Source organism: Plesiomonas sp., from assembly GCF_051652165.1.
Lineage (GTDB): Bacteria > Pseudomonadota > Gammaproteobacteria > Enterobacterales > CAMTGL01 > Plesiomonas.
Genome location: NZ_JBOFTR010000004.1, coordinates 320,794 through 333,589, shown reverse-complemented (window position 1 = coordinate 333,589; position 12,796 = coordinate 320,794). Strand labels below are relative to the sequence as shown.

The following is a 12,796-nucleotide window of genomic DNA, read 5'->3' as shown; positions in this document are numbered from 1 at the left end:
AATACGCTCGAGCAGTTTTATACCACTCGAGCGTTTTGATCTGGATGAATGGCCAGTATTTTAACTAAGCTGAACGAGTTTTGCACCCTTCATGCTCATCTTCTTGCTTAACGTGTTTTTATTACCAAACGATTGGTCTGTTTTACCTCTTCCATTACAACGTAAGTTCGTGTGTCATTAACACCCGGCAAACGCAGTAAGGTTTCACCTAATAACTTACGATACGCTGACATATCAGGTACACGTGTTTTTAGCAGGTAATCAAAATCACCGGAAACCAGATGACACTCTTGGATCTCTTCAAGCTTTTGCACAGCGGCATTAAATTGCTCAAATACATCAGGTGCACCACGGTTTAACGTAATTTCAACAAACACCAATAAAGAAGCATCTAAATAATGTGGATTTAATAATGCTGTATAGCCATTAATAAACCCCTGACGCTCTAATCGCCGTACTCGCTCTAAACAGGGAGTTGGTGATAAACCGACGCGCTTTGATAATTCAACGTTGGATATACGCCCATCCTTTTGTAGCTCATTCAGAATATTACGATCTATTCTGTCGAGATCTTTACTTGGCCGCTTTTTATTTTCTGTCATTTTATTCCACCCGTTTACGTCCTTGCGTGAATTAATGCTGCATCCTAACTCAAAAAAGAAACACTACACCAACCTAGTCGTTATATACTAGCAACATATACAGATGATTCACAAACCTTCAGTGTTATACACCATTTACTGCGAGGTACTCAGATGATTATTGGTATTCCTAAAGAGATCAAAAACCATGAATATCGCGTTGGGATGACTCCTGCAGGCGTGAAAGAACTCTCTGTTCATGGCCATCAACTGCTTGTCGAAACTCATGCAGGTAGCCAGATCGGTTTTACTGATGCTGACTATATTGCCGCAGGAGCACGTATCGTTTCTTCTTCAGATGATGTTTTCGCAAATGCAGAGATGATTGTCAAAGTAAAAGAGCTACAAACAGTAGAACGTTCCAAACTTCTCTCTTCTCAGGTGCTTTTTACCTATCTCCATCTGGCTGCTGATGTGGAACAAACTCACGCTTTACTGCAAAGTGGTGCAATTTGTATTGCTTATGAGACAGTGACTCATGCTCTCGGTGGACTACCACTTTTAGCCCCTATGTCAGAAATTGCTGGACGTATGGCGGTACAAGCAGGTGCACATGCACTGGAAAAATCACAAGGTGGATCGGGTATTTTACTTGGTGGTGTTCCAGGTGTTCCTGCGGCAAATGTTATCATTTTTGGTGGCGGTATGGTTGGTGCCAATGCTGCACGAATTGCCGTTGGGATGCGAGCGAATGTTACTGTATTTGATAACAATATAGAGACATTACGCCGCCTAGACACTGAGTTCGCAGGCCGTGTTCAACTGCTCAGCCCAACCCATGCCGCGATTCAGTCTGCGATAACCCACGCAGATTTAATTATTGGTGCTGTGCTTATTCCAGGTGCGAGCACACCTAAATTACTCAGTCGTGATGATCTTAAAATCATGAAAGCAGGAACGGTACTGATTGATGTTGCTATTGATCAGGGGGGATGCTTCGCAACTTCGCACCCCACCACACACGATAACCCAACGTATATCATTGATAATATTGTGCATTATTGTGTAGCAAATATGCCCGGTGCTGTTGCTAAAACTGCAACGTTAGCCCTGTGTAACGCGACGTTACCTTATATCATACAACTTGCAGATCAGGGCTGCTTAGTGGCAATGCAAAACAACCCTCATTTGGCAAATGGGCTGAACATCTATCACGGAAAGCTGACTTCCCGTTCGGTGGCTGATAGCTTAGGTTTACCCTTCTCACCATTAGATCGTGTTTTATACGGTAAATAATCCTCACCATTATTCGAGCTGTTTTAGTGGATAGATGAAGAAAATCTTCATCTATATTCCTATAAAATCACATTTTTTCTGCACTAAATGGCACTTTGCTAATAATACACGAGTCTGAGATTAGGTATTGTCAGTACAAAGTGCCTTTTTTTACTGTTTTTGCTGACACAATTTACCTACAATCGGCAGCACACCTGTCGTACGTGGAGAATAACAATGACATCGACAAAACATTGCAAATTATTGATTTTGGGCTCAGGCCCTGCTGGATATACCGCTGCAGTTTATGCAGCCCGTGCAAACCTTAATCCGGTTCTTGTTACCGGTATGCAGCAAGGCGGACAACTGACCACCACGACGGAAGTAGAAAACTGGCCCGGCGATGCCGATGAGCTTACCGGCCCGCTGTTGATGGATCGCATGAAAGCACATGCAGAAAAATTTAATACTGAGATTATTTTTGATCACATTAATAGCGTTGATCTGCAATCTCGCCCACTACGTTTATTTGGCGACAGCACGGAATATACTTGCGATGCGCTGATTATCGCGACTGGGGCTTCTGCCCGTTATTTGGGCATGCCGTCTGAAGAGGCATTTAAGGGCCGTGGCGTTTCAGCCTGCGCAACCTGTGATGGTTTCTTTTATCGTAATCAGGCTGTTGCTGTGATTGGCGGTGGTAACAGTGCTGTTGAAGAGGCATTGTATCTCTCGAATATCGCATCTGAAGTACACTTGATTCACCGCCGCGACACTTTCCGCGCTGAAAAAATCCTGATTTCTCGCTTGATGGATAAAGTGGCTAACGGCAACATTGTATTGCACACCAACCATACACTCGATGAAGTTTTGGGTGATGATATGGGTGTAACAGGCTTGCGTCTGCGCGGTATCGAAAGTGATACAACCAACGAGTTGACGGTAAACGGCTTGTTCGTGGCCATCGGGCATAGCCCGAACACTGAGATTTTCCAAGGTCAGCTTGAGCTGAACGGTGGCTATATTAAAGTACAGTCAGGCACTGCAGGTAATGCAACACAAACAAGCATACCAGGGGTATTTGCTGCCGGTGATGTCATGGATCACATTTACCGCCAAGCCATTACCTCTGCTGGAACCGGTTGTATGGCGGCACTGGATGCTGAACGCTACCTTGATGCCCTCGGAAAATAAGCACCATGACAACGGGAGTAAATGCTCCCGTTGACTCATTCGTTAGTAACGGCCACAAAGCCGTATTTCTAGGGCTGTTAAGACACTGCACTCATGGATAAACTCAAACAACGCGAACTGACCCGCTGGCTAAAACAACAAAGCAAACTGGCGCGCCGCTGGTTAACGCTGACGATGCTGCTAGGGTTATGTTCAGGGCTTCTCATCGCACTGCAAGCGTGGCTACTGGCTACTCTACTCAATGATCTGATTATTCTTAATCAACCGCGTGAATCATTACACAGCTACTTTATAGCCTTAATAGGCACTGTTTTTGTTCGTGCGCTGGTCACTCGGCTGCGCGAACGCTGCGCATTTCAATGTGGCGTTGAAGTACGCACCAAAATTCGCTCACTGGTGCTCAATCACCTAGATTCACTTGGCACAGCGTGGATTAAAGGTAAACCAGCCGGTGCATGGGCTACCATGGTGCTTGAACAAATTGAAGATATGCAAGATTTCTTTGCACGTTATTTGCCGCAAATGTATCTGGCTGTATTCGTACCATTGATTGTGCTCTGTGTCGTGTTCCCAATAAATTGGGCCGCTGGCTTGATCCTTCTGGCCACTGCCCCATTGATCCCCTTTTTTATGGCACTGGTCGGCATGGGTGCGGCAGATGCTAACCGCCGTAACTTTAAAGCCTTAGCCCGTTTGAGCGGCTCATTTTTAGACCGTTTGCGGGGGCTGGAAACACTGCGTATTTTCAATCGCGCTCAAGCTGAAGTTGACCATATTCATGCTGATGCAGAAGATTTCCGCCACCGCACGATGGAAGTGCTGTATATGGCATTCCTCTCTTCGGCAGTACTGGAGTTCTTTACCTCGCTCTCTATTGCCGTGGTTGCCGTCTATTTTGGCTTCTCTTTCCTTGGTGAGCTGAATTTTGGGCATTATGATCAGGGTGTTACCCTCTTTGCCGGTTTTTTAGTCTTAATTCTTGCACCTGAGTTTTATCAGCCTTTACGTGATTTAGGTACGTTTTATCATGCCAAAGCCCAAGCCATTGGTGCGGCAGAAACACTGGTTGAATTTCTTGCGGTAGAAAAGCCTGCGATAGAAAAAGAAGCTAACAATACCCATGAAACAGCAACCACTGACGCAGCTGATAAAACCCATTACGCACACTCCACCGAGCACGTGTCTCGCCCTTCTGCTGAGTTGTTTTCTCTTCAACCACTACAGCCGTTTTCTCTTGTTGCTACTGATCTTGAGATCCTCTCGCCACAAGGAAAAGTGTTGGCCGGGCCTCTGAACTTTACGATTGATGCTAGCCAGCGTATTGCACTTGTTGGAAAAAGTGGTGCAGGTAAGACCTCATTAATGAACGCGTTACTTGGGTTCTTACCGTATCGCGGCTCACTGCTTATTGCAGGGCAAGAACTTAATCGGCTGGATAAAGCCTCATGGCGGCAACATTTGGCTTGGGTCGGGCAGAACCCGCTGCTGCTACAAGGATCTCTGCGCGATAACCTCACACTGGGGTTAGATACTGTTGATCAGCACAGCATCGAACAGGCACTGAATGCTGCCTATGCCAGTGAGTTTATCGATAAACTGCCGCAAGGCATTGATACGCTACTGGGAGATCATGGTGTCGGTCTGTCAGTCGGACAAGCGCAACGCCTTGCCGTTGCTCGTGCACTACTGCGTGATTCCCACTTTTTATTGCTCGATGAACCGACGGCCAGTTTAGATTCCCGTAGCGAACAACTAGTTATGTCAGCTCTAATGCTGGCCGCAGAAAAACAGACCACCTTTATGATCACGCACCGTATTGAGGATATTAAACACTGCGAGCAAATCTGGCTGATGGATAACGGAATGCTGGTACAACAAGGTGATTTTGCCACTCTAAGCCAAGCTGATGGCCCATTTGCGACTCTGCTGGCTAATCGGCATCTGGAGATTTAACCCATGCGTGTTTTGTTACCCTTTCTGGCGTTATACCGCCGCCATTGGATCCGTATGGCGCTCGGTATTGCACTGGCTATCGTGGCGCTTGCTGCCAGTATTGGCCTGTTATCGCTATCTGGCTGGTTTTTAGCGGCCTCCGCTATTGCCGGTGTAACACTGACGGGTGTTCCATTCAACTATATGTTACCGGCAGGTGGTGTGCGTGGGTTAGCCATTTTTCGCACAGCATCGCGCTATTTTGAGCGCGTAGTGAGCCATGATACGACTTTTCGGGTATTGACCCATCTGCGCGTATTTTGCTTTCGCCGTATCATTCCACTCTCGCCTGGTGGATTAGCAAAATACCGCCAGACCGAGTTACTCAACCGACTCGTGTCAGATGTCGATACCCTTGATCATATTTACCTACGCCTGCTCTCACCGTTGGTCTCTGCCCTACTGGTTATTATTAGTACAACTCTCCTGCTCTCTTTACTTGACGTACGTTTAGCACTCACTCTTGGCGGTATCATGCTGGTGCTTTTGCTGGTGATCCCGGTTATTTTTTATCAGGCAGGAAAACCTGTCGGGCAAAATATTCACCGTCAGCGCAGCCTCTACCGTGTGCAACTGGTCGAATGGCTACAGGCCCATGCCGAGCTGGTGATTTTTGGCGCAGCTAACCTGTACCGCGATAAACTCGATCACACCGAGCAACAATGGCAACAAAGTCAGAAACAAGAGGCCAGCCTTGCGGCATGGGCACAAAGTCTGATGGTGCTCGCCTCAGGTCTGACACTGGTGCTGATGCTGTGGCTGGCAGCCGATAATATTGGCGGAATAAAACATGCAGGAGCAATGATAGGCCTGTTTACGTTTGTCACGCTTGCTGCATTTGAGGCATTAGCTCCCGTAGCCGGCGCATTTTTACACCTTGGTCAGGTTATCGCCTCGGCTGAACGGGTAAACAATGTTATCTCACAACAACCCGATGTCGTATTTATCCCTGAAACACAAGCTACAGCAACACCTCCTGCTCATTACGCTTTAAATGACAACGTATTGCATTTGCAGCGGGTGAGTTTTGCCTACTCGCCAACAGAATTACCTGTATTAAACAAGATCTCATTAACACTTAACGCTGGGCAACATATTGCGTTATTAGGGAAAACCGGGTGCGGAAAATCAACATTATTGCAATTGCTAACGCGTGCTTATGATCCACAAGCAGGCCATATTTTGCTCGGTAATCAACCCTATCAATCACTAACTGAAACCCAACTGCGCAGCATGATCTCTGTTGTCTCACAGCGAGTACATATCTTTAGTGCTACATTGCGCCAGAACCTGTTAATGGCCGCGCCTACCGCCTCTGATAATCAGCTTGCCAACGTGCTAAACGCCGTTGACTTAACTGCACTGCTGGAGGATGAGGGGCTTGATATGTGGCTAGGTGATGGTGGGAGGCCGCTCTCTGGCGGTGAGCAACGCAGACTAGGACTAGCACGCGCCTTACTGCACGATGCCCCTATCATGCTGCTTGATGAACCCACAGAGGGGCTAGACGCAGAAACTGAGCAGAGAATACTGGCACTGCTAGCAGAACATACTCAAGGGAAATCGGTCATTTATGTCACCCACCGCCTGAGCGGGTTAGCCGATTATGATCAGATCTGTTTAATGGAAGAGGGTCAGATCATTGAACAGGGCTCGCATCAGCAGTTAATGACCGAACAGGGGCGCTATTATCAATTACATCAACGCCTGTAAGCCTGTTTTCAAAGAGGGTAATTATCTGTAATGCGATTAACTCAACTCTCTCTTACAGATACGTGTTTTCCTTCCCCCGAACTTGCATTGACAGATCCAGATGGTCTGCTTGCGTATGGGGGAGATCTGCGGCCTGCACGCCTGTTGGCCGCCTATCAACAGGGGATATTCCCCTGGTTTAGCGATCAAGAACCAATCCTCTGGTGGTCTCCGAACCTAAGGGCGGTGTTTGTTCCTGCTACGCTGCACCCTAACCGCAGCATGCGGAAATGGCTGGCTAAAACGCCGTACAAAATTACGCTGAATCAGGCATTTTCTGCAGTAATCGAACAGTGTGCGGCTGTTCGGCAGGGAAATACATGGATCTCTGCTGATATTTGTCAGGCTTATATCTGCTTGCATCAACAAGGCATTGCCCATTCTGTGGAAGTTTGGCAGGGTGATAATTTAGTCGGCGGTTTGTATGGCATTGCCATGGGTCAGCTATTTTGTGGTGAATCTATGTTTTCACTGCAACCTAATGCTTCAAAAACTGCATTGCTGGTATTTAATCACCATTTTCAGCAAGCACAGGGAAAACTGATTGATTGTCAGGTGATGAATCCGCATTTAGCCTCATTGGGTGCTCAGACTTTACCTCGGTCCGAATTTTTACAGCAATTACACACATACCAACATGCTATGTTATCGCAAGGTTTTTGGCGTGCACGGCAGCTTGATTATCCACATATACCATTGTGCAATAATACCTATGCTGCTGTTGCGCACAGTATTCAAACCTGCAATGAATAATTATGTCATCAGATTATCAAAGTACACAGCAAAAACAGATCCAGCTCTGGCTAACACCGCCAAGCACATGCAGCTATTTGCCTGAGCAATCTGAACAGATAGGGGTTGTTTCTGGCACTGAGTGGCACACCACTGAGGGATACTCACAACTTTTGGCACACGGCTTTCGTCGAAATGGTGATGCCATTTATAAACCACACTGCCCCGTATGCCATGCTTGTAAACAATTACGTATTTCAGTGGTTGAATTTCAACCTAGCCGCTCACAAAAACGGGCATTGCAACATTGGCATGCCGTGTCATGGCAGATTTGTGATAAACTACCACCTGAGTTTTTTACTCTTTATGCCAAGTATATTAATGCTCGGCATGCCAGTGGCAGTATGTATCCACCGAATAAAGCGCAGTTTGAATCTTTTACTCAGTGTCACTGGTTAAGCGTGGCCTATCTTTGTATGTATCAGGGTAGTCAGCTCATTGCAGTTGCGGTAACAGATGTTCTACCCGACTCTCTAAGTGCTTGTTATACATTTTTTGATCCTGGATTTAGCCAGCACTCTCCCGGTGTTGCTATGCTGGTAAAACAGCTTGAATGGGCACGACAAATTGGGAAACGCTGGGTCTATCCCGGTTATCAGGTTGATGCATGTAAGGCGATGTCTTATAAAAAACGATTTCGCCCAGCACAAGAGTTAACACCGACAGGTTGGCAATGGATTGATAAATGCTGAGTTTTAACCTGCTTTATGCCATGTTGCCTTTACACTACCAACGTTTTTCGGCATTATCTGCCGGTTATTATTCAGGTTGTAAGCCTTAACGAGGAATCAATGTCTAAAGAAGACAGCATTGAAATGCAAGGCACAGTGCTAGACACGCTGCCAAACACCATGTTCCGTGTAGAACTGGAAAACGGTCACGTTGTGACTGCTCATATCTCTGGTAAAATGCGTAAAAACTACATTCGTATTCTGACTGGCGATAAAGTGACTGTAGAAATGACACCGTACGATCTCAGTAAAGGCCGTATCGTGTTCCGTAGTCGCTAATTGCGGTGATAAAAAAAACCCGGACCTAAGTATCCGGGTTTTTCTTTTTTAGCGTGATAACATAATACTAAAATAAGCCGCCAGCTTTTTTGCTGACGGCAAGAGAGCATGAATGATATTCCAATCAGTGTAATGTGCTCTCTTCTTCTTTATCTTTACGAGCATGTGCACTACTGAATGTATAAGTAAGCTCATTTGCAACAAGACTGACATCCACTTTCACTACACCACCGTGTGTTAAAGAACCAAACAGCAACTCATTCGCTAACGGTTTTTTCAAATTATCTTGGATAATACGAGTCATTGGCCGTGCCCCCATCGCTTGGTCATAACCTTTTTCTGCCAGCCAATCACGGGCTTGGGCACTTACTTCCATCGATACCCCTTTCGCATCAAGCTGTGCTTGTAACTGCACGATAAATTTATCAACCACTTGATGAATAATTTCCGGCGTTAAATGATTAAACCAAATGATATTATCTAACCGGTTACGAAACTCTGGTGAAAACACTTTTTTAATCTCACCCAGTGCATCGGTGCTGTTATCTTGTTGTTTAAAACCAATAGATTTACGTTGGGTTTCTTGAACGCCTGCGTTAGTAGTCATCACCAGCACGACATTACGGAAATCAGCCTTACGCCCGTTGTTGTCGGTCAACGTGCCGTTATCCATGACCTGTAACAACAGATTGAATACATCAGGGTGTGCTTTTTCAATTTCATCAAGCAGTACCACAGAGTGCGGGTGCTTAATGACAGCATCGGTTAGCAAGCCCCCCTGATCAAAACCCACATAGCCCGGTGGCGCACCAATTAAGCGGCTAACGGTGTGTCTTTCCATGTACTCTGACATGTCAAAACGCAACAGCTCAATGCCCATAGCGCGGGCTAGTTGCACAGTAACTTCGGTTTTACCTACACCGGTTGGGCCGGCAAACAGGAATGAACCCACCGGTTTATTGTCTTGTGAAAGACCTGCACGGCTCATTTTGATGGCTTCGGTGAGGACTGAAATGGCTTTATCCTGACCAAATACCAGCATTTTTAGCTTGTCATCGAGTGAACGCAGCACATCTCGATCGCTGGAGGAGACCGATTTTTCAGGGATACGGGCAATCCGTGCAACAATTGACTCAATATCACTGACATTGACGGTTTTCTTACGTTTGCTTAATGGTGCTAAACGGCAACGAGCACCCGCTTCATCTATCACATCAATGGCTTTATCGGGTAAATGACGCTCATTAATGTATTTTGCTGACAACTCAACTGCAGCACGAATAGCTTTGTTGGTATAACGAACATCGTGGTGTGCTTCGTATTTTGGTTTTAATCCCATCAGAATTTTGGTTGTTTCGTCTACTGATGGCTCAATAACATCAATTTTTTGGAAGCGACGCGCCAATGCACGATCTTTTTCAAAAATGTTGGAAAACTCTTGGTAGGTAGTTGAGCCCATAACCCGAATTTTTCCACCTGAAAGCAGTGGTTTAATTAGGTTTGCCGCATCAACTTGCCCACCGGATGCAGCGCCCGCACCAATAATGGTGTGAATTTCATCGATAAACAGAATCGAATTCTCTTCACGCTCAAGCTGACGCAAGATAGTTTTAAAGCGTTTTTCAAAATCACCACGGTATTTGGTACCCGCCAGTAGTGAACCGATATCCAACGAGTAAATAACGCAGTTAAGCATAATTTCAGGGACATCCCCTTGCACTATGCGCCATGCCAGACCTTCTGCAATAGCCGTTTTACCGACACCGGCTTCCCCCACCAGCAGTGGGTTATTTTTACGGCGGCGACAGAGCACTTGTACCGTACGCTCAAGTTCGTGTTCGCGGCCAATAAGTGGATCAATACCGCCCACACGCGCCAGTTGGTTAAGATTGGTAGCGAAGTTCTCTAAACGCTCGTCACCCTCTTCGTTACTGTTGTTTGCAGAAGAGGCATTCTGGTTTTGGTTAGAAGTTTGTGAAGCACTGGTATCAGGGCTGTCTTTACGCACACCGTGTGAGATGAAATTCACCACGTCAAGACGGCTGACATCATACTTTTTCAATAAATAAGCGGCTTGTGATTCTTGCTCACTAAAAATAGCGACCAAGACATTTGCACCAGTAACTTCACTGCGGCCAGAGGATTGCACATGAAAAACTGCACGCTGCAGTACACGCTGAAAACTGAGCGTAGGTTGTGTTTCACGCTCACTCTCTTCGGTGGCAATCAGTGGTGTGGTTTGTTCGATAAAAATGGTTAGATCATTCCGTAGCATGTCCAGATTAACGGAGCAGGCTTCCAATGCCTCACGCGCTGAACCATTGTCAGTCAGTGCAAGCAGCAAGTGCTCGACTGTCATGAACTCATGCCGCAGCTCACGAGCTTTGGCAAACGCTAGGTTCAAACTTAATTCAAGTTCTTTATTGAGCATAGGCACCTCCCCTTAGAAGCTGAAAGCAAAGCCCGTACAACGCTATCAGGCTTTTTCCATTGAACAGAGCAATGGATGTTCGTGCTCACGCGCATACTGATTGACTTGCGCTACTTTTGTTTCGGCAACTTCAGCGGTAAAAATGCCACAGGTTGCTTTACCCTGATAGTGTACGGTTAGCATAACTTGTGTTGCTTTTTCAATATCAAGACTAAAAAATGTGGCTAACACTTCAATGACAAAATCCATTGGTGTGTAATCATCATTATTTAGTATTACCTTATACATAGACGGCGGCTTAACCGTCGTTTTCTCTTCATCTCTGATGAGTTCATCTATTCCTAGCCAATCTAAATTACTCATAACTCTATCGTAGTCTTTACATTCAGTAGATGCGAATGAAATGTTAATTTCAATGACGTTTTAGTGAACAACCCGTCAACACGACCTTCGTCGCCTTGACGTTACTCCCAATTCTACTAGAGTGTATCAACAAGCTGTGTTTATATTTCGACCAATCAGTATAAAAGTTGAGTGATTAGGTCGTAAATTCGAGCGCGAGCGCGCAAATACAGTTTGTACTATCAAATAAAGTATCACTCGAGGGATGTAGAGGTATGGAAACGGGTACTGTTAAGTGGTTCAACAATGCCAAAGGATTTGGGTTTATTTGTCCGGTTGTCGGCGGTGATGATATTTTTGCACACTACTCCATGATTCAAATGGAAGGTTATCGCACGCTAAAAGCGGGGCAAGAGGTGCAGTTTGAAATGCATCGAGGGCCTAAGGGTTGCCATGCGACCTGCATCGTTGTTCCTGTGCTAGAAGCAGAGCTCAGTTGACGCTGATGCATTATTTATGCTGATTGTATATGTCAGCATCTACAGTAAAAAAGCAGACAATTGTCTGCTTTTTGTCATTCATACTAAGACATAAATAACTCGTAAAGTCAGCTCTACGCTTAAACTAAACAGAGCCAACAAATTCAAATACGTACTCAACTATACACACACTGGGGTGCATTCATATTTGTTTGTAATTGATAACAGACGCTTTATTTATACTGCTGGGGCGTTATCTGCGGTAATCTCTTCGCCTGACAGTGATTTATGCCCCTCTTTCAGGTGCACCATATCAATCAAGTCATCACTGCTGACCTGAAATGCCTGGCCAAACCCTTTAACATATAGGCCTTGTTCTGGCACTAAACGGAACAGAATAAAATCGGCCATATTTGACAGATTATCGACAATATCACCATGACGCTGTGCTAAGGCATCAATAGCCGGTTTCCATGCGTTGTTATCACGTGTCACAATTTCTGCTTTTGCATCAAACGTTAGGCGTTGGCGAGCAAACAAAATACGGCTGCTTGCTTCATCTTGAATCATCATTAAAGATGTCCGAGGTACTTGCTGTAAATTACGTGCATGCCGGGCAATTTCAGAGATCAGCACGTAATAACCATCGGCTAATTGCACAAACGGGGCATAGCTGACATTTGGCATACCAGTACTGTCTACTGTGGCAAGGATCAGGGTTTTACACTGCTGACGGAAAGCCTGAATTTCAGGTTCTAGACGGTTTTGTAGGCGCTCTTGACGTTCAGTACTCATGATGATTTTTTTCCTTTTTTATGCTGTAGGATGATTTTTCCTACGCAATTTACTCATGGTAATATCCCACCCGTGGCGCACTATACTGTACGAAACCCGCATGGTGAGGTGGTGATCGATATTGTTACCGTAGTCGCTACAGTGACTCTGCTA

At 45.6% G+C, this 12,796-nt stretch carries 12 protein-coding genes; 8 read left to right on the top strand and 4 right to left on the bottom strand.

Features of this window, described 5'->3' with window-relative positions; genetic code table 11:
• Positions 1-107: 107 nt before the first annotated feature.
• Complete coding sequence (lrp, locus tag ACRC53_RS03955; RefSeq protein ID WP_438624054.1) at positions 108-602, bottom strand: leucine-responsive transcriptional regulator Lrp; 495 nt, start codon at positions 600-602, stop codon at positions 108-110.
• A gap of 153 nt (positions 603-755) precedes the next feature.
• On the opposite strand from lrp, the gene ald reads away from it, so the two are divergent.
• The 7 genes from ald to infA all read left to right on the top strand — a co-directional run bounded on the left by ald (position 756) and on the right by infA (position 8,596).
• Positions 756-1,877 (top strand): alanine dehydrogenase, encoded by a 1,122-nt coding sequence (ald, locus tag ACRC53_RS03950; RefSeq protein ID WP_438642259.1) that lies wholly within the window; start codon positions 756-758, stop codon positions 1,875-1,877.
• Positions 1,878-2,093: 216 nt separating this feature from the next.
• Entirely contained in the window at positions 2,094-3,050 is a 957-nt protein-coding gene (gene trxB, locus ACRC53_RS03945) for a thioredoxin-disulfide reductase (RefSeq protein ID WP_438642258.1), read from the top strand.
• A gap of 93 nt (positions 3,051-3,143) precedes the next feature.
• Positions 3,144-5,003 carry a heme ABC transporter permease/ATP-binding protein CydD gene (gene cydD, locus ACRC53_RS03940; RefSeq protein ID WP_438642257.1) on the top strand — a complete coding sequence of 620 codons (1,860 nt, stop codon included), beginning with the start codon at positions 3,144-3,146 and terminating at the stop codon, positions 5,001-5,003.
• A gap of 3 nt (positions 5,004-5,006) precedes the next feature.
• Positions 5,007-6,755, top strand: a complete 1,749-nt coding sequence (gene cydC, locus ACRC53_RS03935; protein ID WP_438642256.1) for a heme ABC transporter ATP-binding protein/permease CydC — start codon at positions 5,007-5,009, stop codon at positions 6,753-6,755.
• A 30-nt stretch (positions 6,756-6,785) separates the two neighbouring features.
• Complete coding sequence (aat, locus tag ACRC53_RS03930; protein WP_438642255.1) at positions 6,786-7,547, top strand: leucyl/phenylalanyl-tRNA--protein transferase; 762 nt, start codon at positions 6,786-6,788, stop codon at positions 7,545-7,547.
• A gap of 2 nt (positions 7,548-7,549) precedes the next feature.
• Entirely contained in the window at positions 7,550-8,278 is a 729-nt protein-coding gene (locus tag ACRC53_RS03925; protein ID WP_438642254.1) for an arginyltransferase, read from the top strand.
• A gap of 99 nt (positions 8,279-8,377) precedes the next feature.
• Positions 8,378-8,596 carry a translation initiation factor IF-1 gene (infA, locus tag ACRC53_RS03920; protein WP_010861786.1) on the top strand — a complete coding sequence of 73 codons (219 nt, stop codon included), beginning with the start codon at positions 8,378-8,380 and terminating at the stop codon, positions 8,594-8,596.
• Between the two features lie 124 nt (positions 8,597-8,720).
• Here infA and clpA read toward each other — a convergent pair whose 3' ends face one another.
• A complete protein-coding gene (gene clpA / locus ACRC53_RS03915) occupies positions 8,721-11,027 on the bottom strand; it encodes an ATP-dependent Clp protease ATP-binding subunit ClpA (RefSeq protein WP_438642253.1) in 2,307 nt (768 codons plus the stop codon).
• Positions 11,028-11,072: 45 nt separating this feature from the next.
• Positions 11,073-11,390: an ATP-dependent Clp protease adapter ClpS gene (gene clpS, locus ACRC53_RS03910; protein ID WP_438642252.1), complete on the bottom strand. Its 318-nt coding sequence runs from the start codon at positions 11,388-11,390 to the stop codon at positions 11,073-11,075.
• Positions 11,391-11,644: 254 nt separating this feature from the next.
• Between clpS and cspD the strand changes: the two genes are divergently transcribed.
• Entirely contained in the window at positions 11,645-11,869 is a 225-nt protein-coding gene (gene cspD / locus ACRC53_RS03905) for a cold shock domain-containing protein CspD (RefSeq protein WP_438642251.1), read from the top strand.
• A gap of 216 nt (positions 11,870-12,085) precedes the next feature.
• Here the strand turns inward: cspD and hutZ are convergent, their stop codons facing one another.
• A complete protein-coding gene (hutZ, locus tag ACRC53_RS03900) occupies positions 12,086-12,643 on the bottom strand; it encodes a heme utilization protein HutZ (RefSeq protein WP_438642250.1) in 558 nt (185 codons plus the stop codon).
• Positions 12,644-12,796 lie beyond the last annotated feature (153 nt).